17 protein-coding genes are annotated in these 22,476 nt (G+C 73.8%); 6 read left to right on the forward strand and 11 right to left on the reverse strand.

The features are described 5' to 3' along the window. Nucleotide 1: 1 nt before the first annotated feature. The 4 genes from ABT160_RS14960 to ABT160_RS14975 are packed head-to-tail and all read right to left on the reverse strand — an operon-like array spanning nt 2 to nt 3,410. Nucleotides 2-871 carry a 1,4-dihydroxy-6-naphtoate synthase gene (locus tag ABT160_RS14960; protein ID WP_351647530.1) on the reverse strand — a complete coding sequence of 290 codons (870 nt, stop codon included), beginning with the start codon at nt 869-871 and terminating at the stop codon, nt 2-4. Continuing rightward, nucleotides 868-1,515 carry a futalosine hydrolase gene (locus tag ABT160_RS14965; RefSeq protein WP_351647532.1) on the reverse strand — a complete coding sequence of 216 codons (648 nt, stop codon included), beginning with the start codon at nt 1,513-1,515 and terminating at the stop codon, nt 868-870. Before ABT160_RS14965 ends, ABT160_RS14960 begins: the two co-directional genes overlap by 4 nt. A 17-nt stretch (nt 1,516-1,532) precedes the next feature. After that, nucleotides 1,533-2,003 carry a DUF2771 domain-containing protein gene (locus tag ABT160_RS14970; RefSeq protein ID WP_351647533.1) on the reverse strand — a complete coding sequence of 157 codons (471 nt, stop codon included), beginning with the start codon at nt 2,001-2,003 and terminating at the stop codon, nt 1,533-1,535. A gap of 60 nt (nt 2,004-2,063) precedes the next feature. Next, nucleotides 2,064-3,410 (reverse strand): MFS transporter, encoded by a 1,347-nt coding sequence (locus ABT160_RS14975; RefSeq protein ID WP_351647535.1) that lies wholly within the window; start codon nt 3,408-3,410, stop codon nt 2,064-2,066. A 288-nt stretch (nt 3,411-3,698) separates the two neighbouring features. Between ABT160_RS14975 and ABT160_RS14980 the strand changes: the two genes are divergently transcribed. Further along, nucleotides 3,699-4,655, forward strand: a complete 957-nt coding sequence (locus ABT160_RS14980; protein ID WP_351647537.1) for a DUF3027 domain-containing protein — start codon at nt 3,699-3,701, stop codon at nt 4,653-4,655. 619 nt (nt 4,656-5,274) lie between these two features. Beyond that, a complete protein-coding gene (locus tag ABT160_RS14985) occupies nt 5,275-8,355 on the forward strand; it encodes a sacsin N-terminal ATP-binding-like domain-containing protein (RefSeq protein ID WP_351647539.1) in 3,081 nt (1,026 codons plus the stop codon). A 116-nt stretch (nt 8,356-8,471) separates the two neighbouring features. Here ABT160_RS14985 and ABT160_RS14990 read toward each other — a convergent pair whose 3' ends face one another. The 3 genes from ABT160_RS14990 to ABT160_RS15000 form a co-directional block, all read right to left on the reverse strand. Beyond that, nucleotides 8,472-11,006, reverse strand: coding sequence for a hypothetical protein (locus tag ABT160_RS14990; protein WP_351647540.1), 2,535 nt, complete (start codon nt 11,004-11,006; stop codon nt 8,472-8,474). A 123-nt stretch (nt 11,007-11,129) separates the two neighbouring features. Beyond that, complete coding sequence (locus ABT160_RS14995) at nt 11,130-13,613, reverse strand: cation-translocating P-type ATPase (protein ID WP_351647542.1); 2,484 nt, start codon at nt 13,611-13,613, stop codon at nt 11,130-11,132. A 130-nt stretch (nt 13,614-13,743) separates the two neighbouring features. Further along, nucleotides 13,744-14,031, reverse strand: coding sequence for a DUF2530 domain-containing protein (locus tag ABT160_RS15000; RefSeq protein WP_351647544.1), 288 nt, complete (start codon nt 14,029-14,031; stop codon nt 13,744-13,746). Between the two features lie 228 nt (nt 14,032-14,259). Here ABT160_RS15000 and ABT160_RS15005 point away from each other — a divergent pair, with 228 nt between their 5' ends. Then, on the forward strand, nt 14,260-15,705 hold the full coding sequence (locus ABT160_RS15005; RefSeq protein ID WP_351647545.1) for an NCS2 family permease: 1,446 nt from the start codon (nt 14,260-14,262) through the stop codon (nt 15,703-15,705). Nucleotides 15,706-15,735: 30 nt separating this feature from the next. Here ABT160_RS15005 and ABT160_RS15010 read toward each other — a convergent pair whose 3' ends face one another. Next, a complete protein-coding gene (locus ABT160_RS15010; RefSeq protein WP_351647546.1) occupies nt 15,736-15,918 on the reverse strand; it encodes a ribbon-helix-helix protein, CopG family in 183 nt (60 codons plus the stop codon). Between the two features lie 130 nt (nt 15,919-16,048). Between ABT160_RS15010 and ABT160_RS15015 the strand changes: the two genes are divergently transcribed. Together ABT160_RS15015 and ABT160_RS15020 are read left to right on the forward strand one after the other, a co-directional pair. Next, on the forward strand, nt 16,049-16,498 hold the full coding sequence (locus tag ABT160_RS15015) for a MarR family winged helix-turn-helix transcriptional regulator (RefSeq protein WP_351647548.1): 450 nt from the start codon (nt 16,049-16,051) through the stop codon (nt 16,496-16,498). A 25-nt stretch (nt 16,499-16,523) separates the two neighbouring features. Beyond that, nucleotides 16,524-17,885: an MFS transporter gene (locus ABT160_RS15020; protein ID WP_351647550.1), complete on the forward strand. Its 1,362-nt coding sequence runs from the start codon at nt 16,524-16,526 to the stop codon at nt 17,883-17,885. Between the two features lie 218 nt (nt 17,886-18,103). Here ABT160_RS15020 and ABT160_RS15025 read toward each other — a convergent pair whose 3' ends face one another. Both ABT160_RS15025 and ABT160_RS15030 read right to left on the reverse strand, forming a co-directional pair. Further along, nucleotides 18,104-19,099, reverse strand: coding sequence for an aldo/keto reductase (locus tag ABT160_RS15025; protein ID WP_351647552.1), 996 nt, complete (start codon nt 19,097-19,099; stop codon nt 18,104-18,106). Nucleotides 19,100-19,128: 29 nt separating this feature from the next. After that, nucleotides 19,129-19,812: a GDSL-type esterase/lipase family protein gene (locus tag ABT160_RS15030; RefSeq protein ID WP_351647554.1), complete on the reverse strand. Its 684-nt coding sequence runs from the start codon at nt 19,810-19,812 to the stop codon at nt 19,129-19,131. A gap of 59 nt (nt 19,813-19,871) precedes the next feature. Between ABT160_RS15030 and ABT160_RS15035 the strand changes: the two genes are divergently transcribed. Next, entirely contained in the window at nt 19,872-20,849 is a 978-nt protein-coding gene (locus ABT160_RS15035; RefSeq protein WP_351647555.1) for a WD40 repeat domain-containing protein, read from the forward strand. Nucleotides 20,850-21,099: 250 nt separating this feature from the next. Here ABT160_RS15035 and serC read toward each other — a convergent pair whose 3' ends face one another. Next, nucleotides 21,100-22,218, reverse strand: coding sequence for a phosphoserine transaminase (gene serC, locus ABT160_RS15040; protein WP_351647557.1), 1,119 nt, complete (start codon nt 22,216-22,218; stop codon nt 21,100-21,102). Nucleotides 22,219-22,476: the final 258 nt, after the last annotated feature.

Raw genomic sequence — 22,476 nt, forward strand, 5'->3', positions numbered from 1 at the left:
CTCAGGGGAAGTCGAGCGCCCCGGGGCCGAGGGCGGGCACCAGGCCCTCGGCCGCGGCGCGCGTGAGCAGGCCGCGCACCGCCGCGTAGCCGTCCTCGCCGAGGTCGGCCGTGAACTCGTTGACGTAGAGGCCGATGTGCTGATCGGCCACCGCCGGGTCCATCTCCTGGGCGTGCTCGCGTACGTACGGACGGGAGGCCTCCGGGTCGTCCCAGGCCATCCGCACCGAGGCGCGCGCCGACGCGGCGAGGCGGCGCAGCGCCTCCTCGCCCAGCGAGCGCTTGGCGATGATCGCGCCGAGCGGGATCGGCAGGCCGGTGGTGGCCTCCCAGTGCTCGCCCATGTCGGCCAGGCAGTGCAGGCCGTAGTCGCGGTAGGTGAACCGGGCCTCGTGGATGACCAGGCCCGCGTCCACCTTGCCGTCGCGCACGGCGGGCATGATCTCGTGGAAGGGCATCACGACGACCTCGCCGACCCCGCCGGGCACCACGTCCGCGGCCCACAGCCGGAACAGCAGGTAGGCCGTCGAGCGCTCGCTCGGCACCGCCACGGTCCGGCCCGTCAGGTCCAGGTCCGGCTCCCGGCTGAGCACCAGCGGGCCGCAGCCCCGGCCCAGCGCGCCGCCGCAGGGCAGCAGCGCGTACTCGTCGAGGACCCAGGGCAGCACCGCGTACGACACCTTCAGCACGTCGAGCTCGCCGCGCTGGGCCATGCCGTTGGTGACGTCGATGTCGGCGAAGGTCACGTCGAGCGCGGGGGCGTCCGGCACGCGGCCGTGGGCCCAGGCGTCGAAGACGAAGGTGTCGTTGGGGCAGGGGGAGTAGGCGATGCGCAGTGCGTCGGCCGTGTTCTCGGTGCGTGTGGTGTTCACGGTGCTCCTTCCCAGGGCGTGGCGAGCACGGGGCTGATGCGGTGGAAGCCGTCGCGCAGGGCGGCCAGGGCGTCCCCGATGCGCCAGGCGGCGCGGTCGCGGGGGCCTACCGCGTTGGACACGGCGCGCACCTCGGCGGCGGGCAGGCCGTGGGCGGCGGCGGCCTCGGCGACTCCGAAGCCCTCCATCGCCTCGGCGGCGGCGCCGGGGTGGCGCTCGGCCAGCTCGCGGGCGCGGGCCGCGGAGCCGGTCACGGTGGAGACGGTCAGGACGGGGCCCAGGAGGGCCCCTGAGGCGGCGCTGAGGCGCCGGGCGAGCGCGAGGGGCACCGGGTGCCGGGAGCGGCCGAAGCCGAGCTCCTCGACCGGCAGGAAGCCCTCGGGGGTCTCGGCGCCCAGGTCGGCGGCGACGATGGCGTCGGCGACGACCAGCGAGCCGATCGGGGCGCGGGGCGCGAAGCCGCCGGCGATGCCCGCGGAGACCACCAGGTCGTACGGGTCACGGGCGAGCGCGGTGGCGGTGGCCGCGGCGACGGCGGCCGGGCCGACCCCGCCGACCAGGACCCGGCTCCCCGCACCGGGAGCCAGCCCGGCGGAGACCGCTTCGGCCTCCGCCGCGACGGCGGTCACCACCAGGACGCGCACGAGCGGGCCGGGACGGCTCAGGAGTCCTTCTCGAGCGTGAACTGCCAGATGCCGGTGGACTTGCCGCTGCCGGACACGATGGCGATCTTCGTGGTCTTGCCGTTGGAGCCGATCTGCTCCGAGAAGAAGCTGGAGGCGGGCAGCTCGCGGTAGGTCTTCTTGATCGGCGCCTGCTCGGCCTGCTGGCCGTTGACGAAGAGCAGCCAGCCAGCGTCGGCGATCTTCGGGTCGACGCCGAAGCGCAGGGTCTTGTCGACGTCCACCTTGACGGTCTTGGCGTCCTTGCCGTTGAGGCACTTCGACAGCTCGGCCTGGCCCAGCTGCTTGCCGTAGCAGGACGCCTCGGTGTTCACCGAGTCCGAGCCGACCGTCAGGGTCGCCACCGGGGTCGGCTTGTCGCAGGCGGAGAGTACGAGGAGTCCGGCGGAGACGGCGCCGAGAGCGGCGGCGGCCCGGCGGCGCTTGCCGGAGAAGTACGCAACGGTCATGGCCCGAAGGCTATCGGTCCGCCACCGCAGGACCTCATGCGGGGCGCCGTGTGGCGCGCGTCAGGCCAGCCGGGGGCGGCCCGCGGTGCGGGCGGCGGCGAACAGTCCGCGCACCGACAGGGCCGCGCCCAGCGCCAGGATCGCCGCCGCCACGCCCATGCCGAGCACCTCGTGCAGCGGCAGGGCGATGCCGATCGCGCCGCCCACCACCCACGCCACCTGCAGCAGGGTCTCCGAACGGGCGAACGCCGAGGTGCGCACCAGTTCGGGCACGTCCCGCTGGATCAGCGCGTCCAGCGACAGCTTCGCCAGCGCCTGGGACAGCCCGGCGACCCCGCCGAGCACGGCCACCAGCACCGGGCTGAAGAACGCCGCCGTGCACACCGCAGCGCCCAGCTCCACCAGGATCATCGTGGCGATGATCACCTCAGGGCCGCGCGCCTTGCGCAGCCAGGAGCCCACCGCCGTGCCGCACGCGTTGCCCACGCCGGCCGCCACGCCCACGATGCCCAGCGACACCGCGGCGCTCTGCCCGGCCATCGGGTGCTCCCGCAGCAGGAACGCCAGGAAGAAGATCAGGAACCCGGACAGCGCCTTGAGCGCCGCGTTCGCCTGGAGGCCGTGCAGCACCGACGGGCCCACCGTGCGCAGGCTGGGCTTCTTCTCGCCGTGGGTGAGCATGTGCGCCTTGCGCTCGCCCTTGGCCGAGTCCACCTTCGGCGGCATCGACACCGACAGGAACGTCCCCGCGACGAACAGCGCGCACGCCCCGTACAGCGGCCAGCCGGGCCCGATGCGCTGGAGCCCGGCCGCGACCGGTGCGGCGGCCCCGGTGGCCAGCAGGCCCGCGAGCGTCACCCGCGAGTTCGCCTTCACCAGCGAGAAGCGGGTGGGCAGCAGCCGGGGCACGACCGCCGATCTGACCACCCCGTACGCCTTGGAGGCCACCAGCACGCCCAGCGCGGCCGGGTAGAGCTCCAGGCCGCCGGTCGCCACCGCGCCCGACATCGTCAGCGCCAGCACCGCCCGCGTCAGCATGGCGCCCGCCATCGCCGCCCGCCGTCCGTGCGGCAACCGGTCGAGCAGCGGGCCGATCACCGGGGCCAGCAGGGTGAAAGGCGCCATCGTGATCGCCAGGTACAGGGCGACCCGGCCGCGGGCCTCGTCCGTGGGCACCGAGAAGAACACCGTGGACGCCAGCGCCACGGTGATCATCACGTCGCCCGCGCCGTTGACCGCGTGCAGCTCGATCAGCTTGCCGAGCCCCGACTCGCCCGCGCCGTGCGCGTGCGTGGCCCGGCGGATGCCCCGCGCGGGCGCCGTGAACGGGAAGTGCAGGGCGCGCCCGACCGCCCGGCCCGCCCTGCGGAGCGGCCCGGAGGCATCGGACGAGCGTGCGGCAGCCACCCCGTCATAGTGCCCCAAGCCCCACCGTAGGAACGCGCCCCCGACCGCGATTCCGACGTGCTGGTGGGCGGCGGGCGGCGAAGGGGGTAGCGTGCGTAGCGCGCCACCGGCGGAAGTTCTCGGCCGCGCGCCTCTTCGTCATCCCGCAGAATGGATGCGAGAGGTGCGCCCGGGAGCCGGCCGGGCGCGGACGTCGATGCGGCCCCCTGGTCCGCTCCGCCCGCCGCCCGTACGTCCGTCAGACGGTACGGCGCACCCGTGAGACGGCGTAGGAGAGAAGCGAGACCTGTGAGTGCTGCGACGACGCGAAGCCGTACCCCCGACCGCCTGTGCGCCGAGGCGGTAGACCTCGCCAGGGAGGCCGCCGAGGAGGCGGCCGCGCCGGGCGTCGTCGGTGAGCACGTCGAGGTGGTCGCCGAGGGCGACCGCGTCGTCACGCACTTCTTCGAGTGCAAGGAGCCCGGCTACCGGGGCTGGCGCTGGGGCGTCACCGTGGCCCGTGCCTCCCGCTCGAAGCTGGTGACCCTCGACGAGTCGGTCCTGCTGCCGGGACCGGACGCCCTCCTCGCCCCCGAGTGGGTGCCCTGGAGCGAGCGCCTGCGCCCCGGCGACATGGGCCCCGGCGACCTGCTGCCCACCGAGGCGGACGACCTGCGCCTGGAGCCGGGCTGGTCCGGGGAGGACGAGGCGCCGCCGAACTCGGTGGTGTCGCGTGAGGCGGTGGAGGCGGCGGACGCTGCGGCGGCCGTGGGCGTGGATGTCGCGGAGGGCGCCCCTGCCCCTGCGGAGGACGCCCCTGCGGAGCTCGTGACCCCCGCCCCGGCCCGCGGCGCCATCACGGCGGTCGCCGAGGAGCTCGGCATGCGCCGGGCGCGGGTGCTGTCGCGGTACGGACTGCACGTGGCCGCGGACCGCTGGGAGGAGGCCTACGGGGCCAAGACCCCGATGGCCCAGGCGGCCCCCGCCTCCTGCGTGTCCTGCGCCTTCCTGGTGCCGCTGGCGGGCTCGCTGAAGCAGGCCTTCGGCGTGTGCGCGAACGAGTTCGGCCCGGCGGACGGGCGCGTGGTGTCCCTGACGTACGGCTGCGGGGGGCACTCGGAGGCGGCCGTGATGCCGAAGCCGTCGGGGCCGTCGGAGCCGGTGATGGACTCGATGACGGCGGACGCGTTCCCGCTGCGGCCTTCGCCGGAGAACAGCCTGCCGGAGACGGATGATCCGGCGTCGGCGGACCTGGGGCACTCGTAGGAGACGTGGGGCGGGGGGCCTTGCGGGGCCCCTTTGCCGGGGCCCGGTGGCTGACGAGCTGCCCGGCTCTGGAGGGCCTGTCCGTGGCCGCACCCGGGGTGGCCCGTACGTGATATGGGTCCGGCCCCTGTGGCGCCGGGCCTGGGGGTCCCCGACCCGCCCCTTCCCGAAAGCCTCCGGCGGTAGGGGGCGGCACCGTTGGTGCGGGACACGAAGAGAGTTCCCGGGGCCCCGCCCCGGCCCCCGGCGGGGCTGCGCCCCTGCGCCCCCCGGTAGGTCACCCGGCACCGTCTGGTGCGGGCCCACGAGGTGCGGTTTCTCGGGGCTCCGCCCCGGCCCCGGGCGGGGCTGCGCCCCTGCGCCCCGCTGGTACACCGCACCCGCGTCCGGGTCGAGGCACGCCTGGCCCCGCACCCGTACCCGTAACCCCGCAGGCACACCGCGTCCCGGTCGAGGCACGCCTGGCCCCGCACCCACCCCCGCGCCCGCACCCACCACCCGCAGCCTGCCCCCGCACCCACCACCCCCAGCCTGCCGCCCCCCCCGCCCATGAATTCCGCCTCCACCGGAAGCGGTACCTTCAGGGCCGCACGTGGTCCCGACAGAGCGGAGCAGCACCGTGAGCCTCACCCACACCGAAGGCGCCGATCCGTTCGGTACCGCCCGGCTGCGGCGCGGGGTGCTGGATGCCTGGGGTGCCGGGCCCGCGCGGTTCCGGGAGGACGCCAACGCCGAGGAGGACCTCGCCCTCGGAGGCTACCGCGACCGGCTCGTCGTCGAGCTCGCCCAGAACGCCGCCGACGCCGCCGGGCGCGCGGGCGTGGCCGGGCGGCTGCGGCTGACCCTGCGGCAGGGCGTCCTCGTCGCCGCCAACACCGGGGCCCCGCTGGACGCCACCGGCGTGGAGTCGCTGAGCACCCTGCGGGCCTCCGCCAAGCGGGAGGACGACCAGGGCGCCGTCGGCCGGTTCGGCGTCGGCTTCGCGGCCGTCCTCGCCGTCAGCGACGAGCCCGCCGTCCTCGGCCGGCACGGCGGCGTGCGCTGGTCGCTCGCCGAGGCCAGGGCGATGGCCGCCGACGCCGCCGTGGGCAGCCCCGGCCTCGGGGACGAGCTGCGCCGCCGCGACGGCCACGTACCGCTGCTGCGCCTGCCGCTGCCCGCCGAGGGCACCGCCCCCGACGGCTACGACACCGTCGTGGTGCTGCCGCTGCGCGACCCCGCCGCCGAGGCGCTGGCCGAGCAGCTGCTCGGCGCCGTCGACGACGCCCTGCTGCTCACCCTGCCGGGCCTGGCCGAGGTGGTCGTGGAGACCCCGGAGGGCGTCCGGACGCTCAGCCGGGAGACCCCCGACGCGTACGTCCACGTGCACGACTCCGCGCACGGCACCACCCGCTGGCGCACCGTCAGCCACCGTGGCCCGCTGGACCCCGCCCTGCTCAAGGACCGTCCGGTCGAGGAGCGGCTGCGGCCGCACTGGGCGGTGACCTGGGCCGTCCCGGTGGACGCGGACGGCGCCCCGGAGCGGCCGCGTACCGCCCCCGTGGTGCACGCCCCCACCCCCACCGACGAGCCGTCCGGCATCCCCGCCCTGCTCATCGCCTCGCTGCCGCTGGACACCACCCGCCGCCACCCGGCCCCCGGCCCGCTCCTGGACTTCCTGGTCGAGCGCGCCGCGGACGCCTACGCCGAACTGCTCGGCGGCTGGGCTCCGGTGAGCACCGGGACCCTCGACCTGGTGCCGGGCCCGCTGGGCAAGGGGCCGCTGGACGGGGCGCTGCGCGAGGCGGTGCTGCGGCGGCTGCCCCGGCTCGCCTTCCTCGCCCCGGCCGCCCCCACCGAGGAGCTCCCGGCGTTGCGCCCGGTCGAGGCGGAGGTCGTGGAGGGCGCCGGGTCCGACACCGTACGGGTCCTGGCGGAGGTCCTGCCGACCCTGCTGCCCGCCGGCCTGGAGCGCCGCGCCGAGCTGCGCACCCTGGGGGTGGGCCGGCTCGCGCTGGCCGACGCGATCGACCGGCTGGCCGGTCTGGAGCGCGAGCCCGGCTGGTGGCGGCGGCTGTACGACTCGCTGGCGGGCGTCGACCCCGACCGGCTGACGGGCCTTCCGGTGCCGCTGGCCTCCGGTCGTACCACCATCGGCCCCCGCCAGGTGCTGCTCCCGCTCGCGAAGACCCCCGCCGACCTGGCCCGGCTCGGCCTGAAGGTGGCGCACCCGGACGCCGCGCACCCGCTCCTGGAGAAGCTGGGCGCCCTCCCGGCCACCCCCCGGGCCGTGCTGACGACCCCTCAGGTGCGGGCGGCGGTGGCGGCCTCGCTGGACGACGCCGAGGTGTGGGACGAGGACGCGCCGGACGCCGAGGAGCTGGCGGAGACCGTGCTCGCGCTGGTGCGCGACGCGGGCCTGGAGCCGGGCGACGAGCCGTGGCTGGGCGCGCTGGCGCTGCCCGACGAGGACGGCGAGCTGTCCCCGGCGGGCGAACTGGTGCTGCCCGGAAGCGCGTTCGCCTCGGTGATGCGCGAGGACGAGCTCGCCCTGGTCGACGCGGAGCTGGCGGACCGCTGGGGCGAGCAGCCGCTGGCCGCCTGTGGGGTGCTGGCGACGTTCGCGCTGGTGCGGGCCACCGACGTGGTCCTGGACCCGGACGAACTGGAGCCGCGAGAGGGCGACTTCGCCGAGCCCGACGACGCCGGGCTGCTCGACGCCGTCGACGTGTGGTGCGAGGACGTGCTGGACCGGCTGCCCGAGGGCCCGGTGCCGCCGGTCGCCACCGAGCTGGTCGCGGTGCGCGACCTGGACCTGGTCGACGACGACCACTGGCCGCGGGCGCTGGCGATGCTGGCCAGGCCGCCGCTGCGGGACGCGCTGACCCAGCCGGTGCGGGTGCTGCTGCCCGACGGCACCACCGAGAACGTCCGCCCTTACACGGCCTGGTGGCTGCGCGACCACCCGGTGCTCGACGGCCGCCGCCCGGCGGGCCTGCGCGCGGCGGGCGCGGACCCGCTCCTCGAGGGCCTGTACGACTCCGTCGACACCACCGGCTTCGAGGACGCCCAGGTGCTGCGGGCGCTGGGCGTGCGCACCTCGGTGGCGGCCCTCCTGGACGAGCCCGGCGGCGCGGCCGAGCTGCTGGCCCGGCTGGCCGACCCGGACCGCGAGGTGGGCGGCGCCCAGCTGCACGCCCTGTACACGGCGCTGGCCGACCTCGACCCGGAGCAGGTCACCCTCCCCGACGACCTGCGGGCGGTCGTGGACGGCGTCCCGGTCGTGGTGGACGCGGCCGACGCGGTCGTCGCCGACGCCCCGGACCTGCTGCCGCTGGCGGCCGGACTGCCGCTGCTCCCGGTGGCCCCGGCGCGGGCGGCGGAGCTGGCGGAGCTGTTCCAGGTGCGGCGCCTGAGCGAGGCGCTCGTGGCGGAGGTGACCGGCGAGGGCGAGGAGCACGAGGTGCCGCCCCCGGTGCACGCCCTGCTGGGCCCGGCCACCCCGGCGACGTACGTGGAGCACGAGGAGCTGGTGGTGGCGGGCGTCGAGCTGGACTGGCGCCGCACCCCGGACGGCCGCCTGCACGCGGCCACCCTGGAGGGCGTCGCCGCCGCCCTGGCCTGGGCCGCGGGCCAGTGGCCCCGCCGCTTCGAGGTGGCCGCGCTCCTGGAGGACCCGTCCCGGACGGAGGAACTGGCCAGGGACCGCTGGTTCGACTGAACCCGGCCGCGGGGACACGCGCGGAAGGGCCCGCCGGTCGTGACGACCGGCGGGCCCTTCCGCGTAATGGATCCCCCTGACGGACTTCCCGTCATGGGTCCCCGTCCCGAACCGCGCTACTTCACCACCACGTTGTCCTGCGCCGACACCGCGCGCGTGGTGCCGTCCGTGGTGCCGGAGGTGAAGCGCCAGTCGCCGGTGGCGGTGGCCTTCACGGAGGCCGTCGCGCGGCCCGCGCTGTCGGTGACCACCTGGGTGGTGGGCTTCCAGGCGGTGGTCCCGGCCTGGCGGAACTCCAGGGTGAGCTTCTGGCCCGGGTAGGCGACCTTGGCGCCGGTCGCCCAGTCGGAGACCGTGAAGGTGGCCTTCGCGGTCAGCGTGGCGCCCTTCTTGACCGGCTCGGGCGTCGCGTCGGTGGCGGTCAGGTAGGTCGGGCGCATGATGCGCACGGTGGCCGCGTCCTTCACGAACGCCGTCCCGCTGCCGTCGGTCGCGCGGGCGCGCACGGCGGCGTGCCAGAAGCCGGTGAGCGAGCCGTCGTTCAGCCGCTTCGGGCTCACGCCGGTGTACCCGGTGCAGGTGGCGGTGGTCGCCGTCTTGGGGACGCACCGGGTGAAGGCGAAGTCGAGCACCGCGCGCGGGTTCTCGTACGTGCCGTTGTAGAGCGTCATGTGCGCCGCGGCCGCGCCGGCGGGGGCGGTGACCTCGAAGCTGGTGTTCAGGGTCAGCCAGCCGTCGTGGTAGTCGCCGGGGACGACCATCGGGGGCACGGCGGTGCCGTTGTCGCCGACGGTGAAGGACGGCGTCCCGATGCGGACGGTGCCGGTGTTCTGGTCGGGCGCGGGGGTGGTGGCCGGGCCCGCGAAGGCGCGCATCAGGGTGGTGCGGACGGTGCCGCCCGCGGAGTCCCTGGCGGTGGCGCGCAGCGAGACGTGCCGGTCGGTGGCGGCCACCGGGACGGCGCCGTCCTCGACCGGGAGCCAGCCGCGGCCCTCGTCGAGCGAGTACTCCAGGCCGGTGACCTCGGCGGTGGCGTCCTTGGCCGTGGTGGTGGCGGTGGCGCTCACCGCGACCTTCCCGGCCGCCGCGCGGTTGCGCGCGTCCAGGCCCGTGGCGTCGAAGTCGACGTCGACGAGCGGCAGGCCCTCGGAGCGGCCGGCCGGCGCGGCGGAGGTGAAGGTCCACTCGCGGGTGGCCCGGGTGGAGACGCCGAGGCCCGCGTTGTCGCGGTCGACGGTCTGCGTCAGGGCGTACGGCGCGCGGCCCGTGGGCACCGGCACCTGCCGGGTCCGGTGGGTCTCCACGGCGGGCTCGTCGAGCAGCGTGGCGCCGTTCGAGGTCAGCTTCAGCGCGTGGTGGCCGAAGGACTCGGTGAAGACGTCGCCGTCGGCGTCGGTGAAGCCGTTGCCGCCGAGCAGGTTCATGTTCGTGCTCGTGCGGGAGAAGCGCGCGGGCGCCGGGGAGAGCGGTCCCGAGCCGATCGTGGTGCCCGGGGACGTGCCCGCGGGCAGCGTCCGGGCGGGCAGGGACGCGCTGTAGCCGGAGTGGTCGAGCGAGCGGCTGAAGGAGCGGCCCGGGGTCGTGTACTCGGTGAAGCTGCCCGCCGAGGGGACGGGGGCGGCGGCGAACACGCCGCTGGAGTCCTCGTCGAACCGCGGCGAGCTGTTCAGCCAGCTGTACGGGTCCGTGCTCTGGGAGCGGGTGGAGGTGACCGTCCTCGCCAGGTCGGCGGTGCGCACCGGGACGCTGGGCGCGGCGGGCACGCTGCGCTCGAAGTTGTGCACCAGGTCGTAGACGTACGGCGTGGGCGCGCTGCCCTTCTTCACCAGCTTCTCGTGCACGCGCAGCGAGACGCCGGTGACGGTGAACGGCGTGACGTACACCGGGGACGCGCCGCCCCCGGCGAAGCCGACCAGGCCGCCGCCCGGCGTGGCCGCCCACACGGTGACGCCCGCGCGGCGCGCCGTCGGGTCGTCCGGGACCAGCGAGACCGGCTTGGCGGCCTTCTCGTCGAAGGCGACGGAGACCGGCGCGGAGGCCACGGTGAAGCCCCGCACGAGCAGGTAGCTGGGCCGGGTGAACGCCGAGTACAGGGCCATCGCCAGGTACTTGCCCGGCGGCAGGCTCGCGGTGCCCTGGAGGCGGAACTGGTCGGCGTCGACCGGGTAGTACGTCCAGGTCGACAGGTTCCAGACGTGCATCAGGGCGCCGGTGTCGCGCTCCTTGTTGGCGACGCTGAAGGTGACCTTCTGGTTGGCGCTCGCGGCCAGGGCCGAGCGCCGCGTGGCCGCGCCGGCCGCCTGGGCGCCCGGGTCCGCGGTCAGCGCGCTCGGCTTCGGCGCCTTGGCCGGGCCGCCGGGCAGCGCCCGCACCTGGCCGTCGACGGACGCGAACGCGTACCGGCCGGGGCCGCTGCCCGGCGCCGTTCCGGGCGCGGGGGTGACCCGGATGCCGGGCGCCCCGCCCCGGCCGTCGTCCACCAGTTCCAGGCGCTCGCCCGTGGCGAGCGTCGTCGACCGGGCCGCCGCCGGTCCGGGGGCCTCCCCGGCCGCCTGGGCGCCGCCCGGCGCGGCCAGCAGGCCGCCCGCCGCCAGGACGCCCGCCAGGGCCCCCACCACCGCTCTGCGCGGCCTTCCCGAACTCCGCACCATGTGCGGCCTCCCCACCCCTCACACCTGTCACAGCTATTGCTGCGGTGACAGAGTAAACGGCAGGTCAAATGGTTTCCCCGGCGCCCCGTCCGGGTGCGTTCCCGCCGGGTCCCCGCTCCGTCCCTACGCCGGGAACCTGCGGTCCACCCAGCGCCAGGACACCTCCACGAGCGCCGCCGCCGCGACCGCGATGCCGACCGCCGCCCACGGCATCGTCGCGCCCACCAGCTTCAGCGCGAAGAAGTGCTGCAGCCACGGCACCGCCAGGACCAGCAGGAACGCGGCGCCCATCGCCGCGACCAGGGCGATCCGCCACCAGGTGTAGGGCCGGGCGATGATCGCCAGCACCCACATGGAGACCAGGAACAGCGTCAGCGTGGCCGCGCTGGTCTCGGCCTGCAGGGCGTCGGGACCGGTGTAGTACGAGCGGGCGATCAGGTACGTCACGAAGGTCGCCGCCGCCGCGATGACGCCGCCGGGGACCGCGTACCGCATCACGCGCCGCACGAAGTTCGGCTTGGCGCGCTCCTTGTTCGGGGCCAGGGCCAGGAAGAACGCCGGGACGCCGATGGTCAGCGTGGACAGCAGCGTCAGGTGGCGCGGCAGGAAGGGGTACTCGACCTGGCAGATCACCACCAGGACGGCCAGCAGCACCGAGTACACGGTCTTGGTGAGGAACAGGGTGGCGACCCGGGTGATGTTGCCGATGACCCGGCGGCCCTCGCCCACCACCGAGGGCAGCGTCGCGAAGCTGTTGTTCAGGAGCACGATCTGGGCCACCGCGCGGGTGGCCTCGGAGCCCGAGCCCATCGAGACGCCGATGTCGGCGTCCTTCAGCGCGAGCACGTCGTTGACGCCGTCGCCGGTCATCGCGACCGTGTGCCCGCGCGACTGCAGGGCGGCGACCATGTCCCGCTTCTGCTGCGGGGTGACCCGGCCGAAGACGGCGTTGTCGTCGAGGACCTTCGCCATCTCCTCCTGGCCGGTGGGCAACTGGCGCGCGTCCACGGTGTTCTCGGCGCCGGGCAGGCCGAGCTTGCCGGCCACCGCGCCGACCGAGACCGCGTTGTCGCCGGAGATGACCTTCGCGGCCACGCCCTGGTCCGCGAAGTAGGCCAGGGTGTCCGCCGCGTCCGGGCGCAGCCGCTGCTCCAGGACCACCAGCGCGGTGGCCTCGGCGTCCTCGGCGACCCGTGCGTCGTCCAGCTCGCGGGGGGTGCGGGCGAGGAGCAGCACCCGCAGGCCCTGCTCGTTGAGCTGCTCGGTCTCGGCGAGCGCGGGGTGCCCGGCCGGGAGCAGCACGTCGGGGGCGCCCAGCAGCCAGGTGGAGTTCTCGCCGTCGCCCTCGCTGAAGGCGGCGCCGCTGTACTTGCGGGCCGAGGAGAAGGGCAGCGACTCGGTGCACCGCCAGTCCTCGCTGTCCGGGTAGGCGTCGATGATCGCCTTCAGGGACGCGTTGGGCCGCGGGTCGGACTCGCCGAGGGCGCCCAGCACCTTGCGCACGTACCCCTCGTCCGCGCCGTCCAGCGGGCGCAGCTCGGTGACGTCCATGCCGCCCTCGGTCAGCGTGCCCGTCTTGTCCAGGCAGACCACGTCGACGCGGGCCAGGCCCTCGATCGCGGGCAGCTCCTGCACCAGGCACTGCTTGCGCCCGAGCCGGATCACGCCGATGGCGAAGGCGACCGAGGTGAGCAGCACCAGGCCCTCGGGGATCATCGGGACGATGCCGCCGACGGTGCGGGCGATGGAGTCCTTGATGTTGTTGTCCTTGACCACGAGCTGGCTGATGACCAGGCCGATCGCGGTCGGGACCATCATCCACGTCACGTACTTGAGGATCGTGGAGATGCCGGTGCGCAGCTCGGAGTGGACCAGGGTGAAGCGGGACGCCTCCTCGGCGAGCTGCGCCGCGTAGGCCTCGCGGCCGACCTTGGTGGCGGTGAACGCGCCGCCGCCGGCGACCACGAACGAGCCGGACATCATCTTGTCGCCGGGCTTCTTCAGGACCGGGTCGGCCTCGCCGGTCAGCAGCGACTCGTCGACCTCCAGGCTGTCGGCCTCGACCACCTCGCCGTCGACCACGACCTTGTCGCCGGGGCCCATCTCGATGAGGTCGCCCAGGACGATCTCGGAGGTGGAGATCTCCCCGGCCCGTCCGTCGCGGCGCACGGTCGGCTTGGCCTCGCCGATCACGGCGAGCCCGTCCAGGGTCTTCTTGGCGCGCAGCTCCTGGATGATGCCGATGCCGGTGTTGGCGATGATCACGAAGCCGAACAGGCTGTCCTGGATCGGCGCCACGAACAGCATGATCAGCCAGAGCACGCCGATGATCGCGTTGAAGCGGGTGAAGACGTTCGCGCGGACGATGTCGGCGGTGGAGCGGCTGCTGCGCAGGGGGACGTCGTTGACCTCGCCGCGGGCCACCCGCTCGGCCACCTCGGCGGTGCTCAGACCGGTGGCGCGCCCGTCCGCGCCGGCCGCCGGGGCCGGGGCTCCGGGGGGCGCGACGGGGTGCACCGGGTCCAGTTCGGCGCCCGCGTCGATGGGCGGGCCGCCCCGGCCCGAGGGGTCGTGGCCGTCGGTGTCGGTCTTCGCCCGCTGAGTCATGTTTTCGACGTTACGTGCGAAGGGCCCGGTCCACCCCTCGGGGAGCCCGAAGATCAGACCGGGGGAGGAGGCGAATGGTCCCCCGGCAGTACGCGGCGCCGGGGCGGCTCCTACGGGGCGGCGGCGTGTCTCAGCGCGCCGTGGTGTCCGCGTCCGCGGCCTCGGCGGCGCGGCGGGCGGCGTCGCGCTTGATGGCGGCGTCGCGTCCGCGCACGTACCAGATGCCGATCAGTCCGAGTCCGGCGCCGGCCAGGCAGGTCCACACCCACCAGGTCAGGTCGCGGTCGTCGAACCAGCCGTAGAAGGGGAGCTGGGCCAGGAAGAGGACGAACCAGAGGAGCGTGCCGCCGACAACGGTGGCGACGACCGGCCCTTCGAGGGGCTCCGGCGCTTCGTGCTTGGGGGTCCACTTGGCCATGCGATCAGTGTAGGCGGCCCCCGGGAGGGGCTCCGAGGGGTCGGCGGCGGGGACCGTGGGGCCAAGTGCCGCAAGGCTCTACGCGCGGAGATAGCGATCTTCGCGTTATGTATTCATACTGAAACGGCTTACGGTCGACTCGATTTGTTCGTGTGAATGTACAAGTTCGGCCGGTTTTCGAGCACTACCCGACCGGACTTGTTTCCCGTACAGACTGAGGAATCCCGCATGCCTGCCCCGGCTTCCGCCACGGTCGACACACCGCCGACGCCCCCGCAGCCCACCGGCGGCCTCGACCGCTACTTCAAGATCTCCGAGCGCGGCTCCACCGTCGCCCGCGAGGTCCGCGGCGGCTTCGCCACCTTCTTCGCGATGGCCTACATCATCGTGCTGAACCCGATCATCCTGGGCAGCGCGAAGGACATGTACGGCCACCAGCTCGACGGCGGCCAGCTGGTCACCGCCACCGTGCTCACCGCCGCGTTCTCCACGCTGCTCATGGGCGTCATCGGCAACGTCCCGATCGCCCTGGCCGCCGGCCTCGGCGTCAACACGGTCGTCGCCCTCCAGCTCGCGCCCCGGATGGCCTGGCCCGACGCGATGGGCATGGTCGTCCTCGCGGGCTTCGTGGTGATGCTGCTCGTCGCCACCGGCCTGCGCGAGCGCGTGATGAACGCCGTCCCGGTCGGCCTGCGCAAGGGCATCGCGATCGGCATCGGCCTGTTCATCATGCTCATCGGCCTGGTGGACTCCGGCTTCGTCTCCCGCATCCCGGACGCCGCCCACACCACCGTCCCGCTGCAGCTCGGCGGCGACGGCCACCTCAACGGCTGGCCGGTGCTGGTCTTCGTGCTCGGCGTGCTGCTGACCCTGGCCCTGCTCGTGCGCAAGGTGCCCGGCGCGATCCTGATCTCCATCGTCGTGATGACGGTCGTCGCGATGGTCATCAACGCCGTCGCCACGGTCCCTTCCTGGGGCCTGACCACCCCGAAGTGGCCCGGCAACCCGGTCTCCAGCCCCGACTTCGGGCTGCTCGGCAAGGCCAGCCTGTTCGGCGGCTTCGAGAAGGTCGGCGTGCTGACCGGCGTCCTGTTCGTCTTCACCGTGCTGCTGTCCTGCTTCTTCGACGCCATGGGCACGATCCTGGGCGTCGGCGACGAGGCCAAGCTGATCGACAAGGACGGCAACTTCCCCGGCATCAACAAGGTGCTGCTCGTCGACGGCCTCGCCGTCGCCTCCGGCGGCGCCACCTCCTCCTCGGCCACCACCTGCTTCGTGGAGTCGACGGCGGGCGTCGGCGAGGGGGCCCGTACGGGTCTCGCCTCCGTCGTCACCGGCGCGCTGTTCTCCGTGGCGCTGTTCCTCACGCCGCTCGCCACGATGGTCCCGTCCCAGGCGGCCACCCCCGCGCTGCTCGCGGTGGGCTTCCTGATCCTGGCCGGTTCGGTCAGGGACATCGACTGGAGCGACTTCACCATCGCGATCCCGGCGTTCCTGGCGATGGTGATGATGCCGTTCACCTACTCGATCACCAACGGCATCGGCATCGGCTTCATCGCCTTCACCGTGCTGCGCCTGGCCGCCGGCCGCGGCCGCGAGGTCCCGGTGGCGATGTACGCGGTGTCCGCGGTGTTCGTCTTCTACTACGCGATGCCGGCCCTCGGCCTGACCTGAGCACCGCCCCCGTGGGCCCCGTGAGGTGCCTCACGCCATCCCGTAGAACTTCTCCGTCTCGTCGACCGCTGTCTTGAACCGTTCGTCGAAGTCGTCGCGAATGAGCGTCCGGACCACGTAGTCCTGGACGCTCATTCCGCGTTTGGCGGCATGCCCCCGTAGCCGGTCGAGCAGCTCACCGTCTATGCGCAGGCTGAGCACTGTCGATCCCATGTCTGCAGGGTCGCCCGGGCCGCCGCGACGGGTGTCACTTTCCGGATTCCTCTCACTCCTTCGAGTGAGGTGTCCGACGCGGTTTCGGTCGAGTGGTATTTAGCATGGGTAATGAGTTATGCTAACGAACATGCCTGACCTGCCCCACGTCGACGCGAGCGCACAGAACGCCGCCGCCGTGAACTCCCTCCGCTCGGCCGTCATGCGGCTGGGCCGTCGACTCAAGCACCAGAGGGTCGACGAGTCGCTGAGCCCCACCGAGATGTCGGTGCTCGGCACCCTGGCCCGCTGTGGCTCCGCCACCCCGGGCGAACTGGCCCGCAAGGAGCACGTGCAGCCGCCGTCGATGACCCGCATCGTGGCGCTGCTGGAGGCCAAGGGGCTGGTCCGGCTCGAGCCGCACCCCGACGACCGCCGCCAGAAGGTCGTCAGCCAGACCGAGCGGGCCGAGGCCATGCTCGAGGAGAGCCGCCGCAAGCGGAACGCCTGGCTGGCGGCCCTCGCCGAGGGTCTGGACGAGGACGAGTGGGCCAAGCTGCGCGCGGCCGCCCCCGTACTGGAGAAGCTCGCGCACCTGTAGACCGAGGCCCGAGGAGGCGACCCTTTTGAGTTCGGGATCCGGAGCAGACTCCGCCCCCGCACATCAGCCCGACCACGACCGCAAGACCCCGCGCACCTCGGCGGGCAAGGCGAACCGCGGAACGTTCTCCTCGCTCAAGGTCCGCAACTACCGGCTGTTCTTCACCGGTGCCATCGTCTCCAACACCGGCACCTGGATGGCCCGCATCACCCAGGACTGGCTGGTCCTCAAGCTCACCGGCTCCTCGGCCGCCGTCGGCGTCACCACGGCGCTGCAGTTCCTGCCCATGCTGCTGTTCGGCCTGTACGGCGGCGTGCTCGCCGACCGCTACCCCAAGCGCCGGATCCTGCTGATCAGCCAGGGCGCCATGGGACTGTGCGGCCTGGCGCTCGCCGCCCTGACCCTGACCGGACAGGTCCAGGTCTGGCACGTCTACCTGATCGCCTTCCTGCTCGGCATGGTGACGGTCATCGACAACCCGACCCGGCAGTCGTTCGTCTCCGAGATGGTCGGCCCCGCCCAGCTGGCCAACGCGGTGAGCCTGAACTCGGCGAACTTCCAGTCCGCCCGGCTCGTCGGCCCGGCCGTCGCCGGCGTCATGATCGCCTCGGTCGGCAGCGGCTGGTCGTTCCTGATCAACGGCCTGTCGTTCCTGGCGCCGCTGGCCGGACTGCTCCTGATGCGCCCCGCCGAGCTGCACCGGGTGCCCCGGGTGCCGCGCGGCAAGGGCCAGCTGCGGGAGGGCCTGCGGTACGTGGCGGGCCGTCCCGACCTGATCTGGCCGATCGTCCTGGTGGGCTTCATCGGCACCTTCGGGTTCAACTTCCCGATCTGGCTGACCGCGTTCTCCGCCGACGTCTTCCACGTCGGGCCGGGGGTGTACGGCTTCCTGAACACGCTGATGGCGCTCGGCTCGCTGGCCGGCGCCCTGCTGGCCGCCCGCCGCGCCACCTCGCGGCTGCGGATGCTGGTGGCCGCCGCGGTGCTGTTCGGCGCCCTGGAGGTGGCGGCGGCGATGTCGCCGTACTTCTGGCTGTTCGCCCTGCTGCTGGTGCCGATCGGGGTGGTGGGCCTCACGGTCAACATCACCGCGAACTCCACGGTGCAGATGGCGACCGACCCGCTGATGCGGGGGCGCGTGATGAGCCTCTACATGATGGTGTTCGCCGGCGGCACGCCGCTGGGCGCGCCCCTGGTGGGTTGGATCACGGACACGTACGGGGCGCGCGTCGGCTTCGCCGTCGGCGGCCTGGTGTCGCTGACCGCCTCGGCCGCGATCGGCCTGGTGCTCGCCCGGGCGGGCGGCCTGCGCCTGTCGGTGGCCTGGCGCGGCGGGCACCCCCGGGTGTCGGTGACGCCGCGGGCCCGGCTGACCACGGCGGCCTAGGCACACGCGCGTACGTGAGGAGGGCCCGCGCCCCGGTGGGGTGCGGGCCCTTCGCGCTGCCGTCGGCACGTGGCCCCTGGGCACGCGCCGGTCCCGGGGCGCGTTACGCTCGAAACGTGGACCCCAAGACCCGTAACCGCATCATGGCCGGCGTGCTCGTGCTGATGTTCGCCATCATCGCCGTGGCCTCCGTCGTCTGACGGCGCGCCCCGGGCGGCTCACCAGGCGAACGCCTCCGGCGAGGGGCCGGGTCCCGGGAAGACCTCGTCCAGCGCCGCCAGCAGCTCGGGCGACAGTTCGAGGCCGGCCGCCCGCAGCGCCGAGTCGAACTGCTCGGGGGTGCGCGGGCCGACGATCGGGCCGGTCACCCCGGGCCGGGTCAGCAGCCAGGCCAGCGCCACCTCGCCCGGCTCCAGGCCGTGCTCGTCGAGCAGGTCCTCGTACGCCTGCACCTGGGCCCGCACCACCGGGTCCTTCAGCGCCTGCGCCGCCCGGCCGCCCGAGGTGCGCGAGCCCGACGTGCCCTCGCGCTCCTTGCGCAGCGCCCCGCCGAGCAGGCCCTGCTGGAGGGGCGACCAGGGGATGACCCCGACGCCGTACTCCCGCGCGGCCGGGATGACCTCCATCTCGGCGCGCCGCTCGAACAGGTTGTACAGGCACTGCTCGCTGACCAGGCCGACCCGGCCGGTGCGCGCGGCGGTCTCGTTGGCCTGGGCGATCTTGTACCCGGGGAAGTTGGACGAGCCCGCGTACAGCACCTTGCCCTGCTGGACCAGGACGTCGACCGCCTGCCAGATCTCGTCGAAGGGCGTGTCCCGGTCCACGTGGTGGAACTGGTACAGATCGATGTAGTCGGTGTTCAGGCGCTTCAGGCTCGCCTCGACGGCCCGGCGGATGTTCACCGCCGACAGCTTGTCGTGGTTGGGCCAGGCCTCGCCCTCGGCCATGTTCCCGTACACCTTGGTGGCGAGCACCGTCCGGTCCCGCCGACCGCCGCCCCGCGCGAACCAGGAGCCGACGATCTCCTCGGTCCAGCCCCGGCGCCCGGTGTCGCCGTACACGTTGGCCGTGTCGAAGAAGTTGACGCCCGCGTCCAGCGCGGAGTCCATGATCGCGTGGCTCGTGGCCTCGTCGGCGCCGCCGCCGAAGTTCATCGTGCCGAGCACCACTCGGCTGACCCTCAGTCCCGTACGTCCCAGCTGCGTGTACTCCATGGGTTCCATGGAACCCGGTTGGAGTGCGCTCAAGGCAAGGGGTAGGGCTCGCCGATCCCCCACGCCTGGTGCATCGCGTCCGCGAAGGCCGCCGCCAGCTTGTGCTCGCCGCTGACCCCCGGGTGCGTGCCGTCGTAGGTGTCGGTGTCGACGTCGTACGCGCGCGGCGGCGAGGCCAGCAGCACCGGGGAGTTGGGCTCGTCCAGGTCGGCGACCGCCTTGGCGAGCAGTTCGTTGAAGCGCTCGCACTCGGCCGCGAACGGGGCGTCCGAGTGGGCCCGCACGTTGGGGATCACGGGCAGCAGCACGGCGCGCAGGTACGGGTCGGCGGCGCGGGCCTCGGCGAAGAACTCCCGTACGTTCGCGGCGGTCTGCTCGGCCGTCGTGTAGAAGCCCAGGTCGATCAGGCCCAGCGAGATCAGCAGCACGTCCGGCTTGTGCCGGGCCACCGTCCCGCGGATCAGCGGGGCCATGTGCTGCCAGCCCTCGCCCCAGCCCGCCAGGTGCTTGCGGGCCCGGTCGGGGAAGCCGGGGTCGCCGTACAGGTGCGAGACGGGCTCGCCCGTCGAGGTGTCGTACAGCTCGCAGCGCGGACCGACGATCCGGTACGGGCCGCCGAAGGTCGCGTTGAGGTGCTGCCACATCCGGTAGCGCCAGGTGAAGTCGCCGGCGCGCCCGATGGTCATGGAGTCGCCGACGAACATGAAGCGCATGGGGGCCATCATCCCCGACCCGGGCCCTGCCGTGCGATGTGACCATGGACACTGGACCCATGCGTGCGCTGCGTTCGACGACCCTGGCCCTGGCCGCCGCGACCGTGTTCCTGGCGGGGGCACCGGCCGTCGCGGACGACGGCGGCTTCACCATCGAGGACCCGAGGATCGACGAGTCCAGCGGCCTGGCGGCCAGCCGCCGCCACCCCGGCGTGTACTGGACGCACAACGACCAGGACGAGCCACGGGTGTTCGCGGTCGACTCCCGTACCGGGAAGACGGTCGCCACGGTCACCTTCAGCGGCGTCGGCAGGCCCCGCGACATGGAGGCGGTCTCCGTCGGCCCGGACGGCGACCTGTACGTCGGGGACATCGGCGACAACCTCAACGGCAGCTGGGACCACGTGTGGATCTACCGCTTCCCGGAGCCGGCGGAGCTGCGCGACCAGACGGTGAAGGCCGTGCAGTACGTCGTGAAGTACGCCGACGGGCCGCGCGACGCCGAGTCCCTGATGATCCACCCGAAGACCGGCCGGGCCTACATCGCCTCCAAGAACAAGCAGGGCGGCGGGCTGTACGAGGGCCCGGCGAAGCTCTCCGCCCGGGGCACCAACACCTTCCGCAGGGTGGCCGAGGTGCCCTGGGTCACCGACGGCGCGTTCTCGCCCGACGGCGCGCACCTGGCGCTGCGCGGCTACCTCGGCGCCTGGGAGTACCCCTGGAAGGACGGCCGCCCGGGCGGGGAGGAGGCCCTGGCCATCGGCTTCGAGGGGCAGTCGGAGTCGGTCACCTACACCCCGGACGGCTCGGCGCTGATGTTCGGCGCGGAGGGCGTGCGCAGCCGGGTGACACGGCTCGCGGTGGACCGCCCGGGGGCGGAGCGGCCCTCGAACGACGGCGGCTCGCCGTCGGGGGAGGCGGGCAAGGGCGACGGCGGCGGGGGGCAGAGCAAGGGGAACTTCACGCTGGGCGTGGTCGTCCTGGCGGTGGCGACGGCGCTGACCCTGGGGATCAAGCGGATGCTGCGCCGGGACTGACGGCGGGGCCGTCCTTCCGGAGGGTGGGCCCGCGAGGGGAGAACGGGCCCACCCGGCCGGGGGGAGGCGTGTGCATGCCAAGTCGTGAAGGGGGAGACGCGACCGGGCCGCCAGCGATGCTAGGGAACCCGGAGCCGTCCGGCCAGAGCGGTTATCGGCCGCGGGCACGCGCGAGGGGCCCCGTCCGACACCGGACGGGGCCCCTCGCGTACGTACCGTCAGAGCTCTGCGTACAGAGGTCTGCGTACCGTCAGAGGTTCTCGATCACGTGGTCCACGCACGCCGTCAGCGCGCGCACGTCCGCCGGGTCGACCGCCGGGAACATCGCGATCCGCAGCTGGTTGCGGCCCAGCTTGCGGTACGGCTCGGTGTCCACGATCCCGTTGGCGCGCAGCACCTTGGCGACCGCCGCCGCGTCCACCTCGTCCGCGAAGTCGATCGTGCCGATCACCTGCGAGCGCTTGTCGGCGTCCGCGACGAACGGCGAGGCGTACTTGGACTCCTCCGCCCACCCGTACAGCGCCTGGGAGGACTCCTTGGTGCGGGCCGTCGACCAGGCCAGGCCGCCCTGCCCGTTGATCCACTTCAGCTGCTCGTTCAGCAGGAACAGCGTGGTCAGCGCCGGGGTGTTGTACGTCTGGTTCTTCAGCGAGTTGTCGATCGCGGTCGGCAGGCTGAAGAACTCCGGCACGTGCCGGCCCGAGGCGTGCACGCGCGCCGCGCGCTCCAGGGCGGCGGGCGAGAACACGCCGATCCACAGGCCGCCGTCGGAGGCGAAGGACTTCTGCGGGGCGAAGTAGTACACGTCGGTCTCGGCGATGTCCACGGGCAGGCCGCCCGCGCCGGACGTCGCGTCCACCAGGACCAGCGCGCCCTCGTCGGCGCCCGCGACCCGGCGGATCGGGGCGGCCACGCCGGTGGAGGTCTCGTTGTGCGTGAACGCGTACGCGTCCACCCCGGCCTCGGCGACCGGCTCCGGGTGCGTGCCCGGGTCCGAGGAGATCACCGAGGGGTCGGCCAGCCACGGCGCCTGCTTGGCGGCCTTGGCGAACTTCGACGAGAACTCGCCGAACGACAGGTGCTGGGACTTGTTCTCGATCAGGCCGTGCGTCGCCACGTCCCAGAAGGCGGTGGACCCGCCGTTGCCCAGGACCACCTCGTAGCCCTCGGGCAGCGAGAACAGGTCGCGCACGCCGTCGCGTACCTCGCCGACCAGGTTCTTGACCGGTGCCTGGCGGTGGGAGGTGCCCAGCAGGGAGGTGCCGGTGGCGGCGAGGGCGTCCAGCGCCTCCGTACGCACCTTGGAGGGGCCCGCGCCGAAACGGCCGTCGGCGGGCTTGATGTCAGCGGGAATCCGGATCTCAGCCACGGGCCGGAGCCTAGTGCCTCCCGGGGCGGGCCGAGCACCGTGTCCGTCGGGTGAGACGCGCGGACGGGAGCGGCACGGGCGCACGCCGGGGGCGCCCAGGACCTGTCGGGCATGCTGACCCCCATGAGCGAGCCGGGACGGCGGGAGAAGAGGCAGCGCGCGCGGGACGGGGGCGGAGGGGGTGGTTCCGTGCCGGGTGGTTCCCTGCCGGGCGGGGGCGGGCGTGCTGGTTCCGTGCCGGGTGGTTCCCTGCCGGGT

The organism is Streptomyces sp. NPDC001941 (genome assembly GCF_040296945.1).
GTDB lineage: Bacteria > Actinomycetota > Actinomycetes > Streptomycetales > Streptomycetaceae > Streptomyces.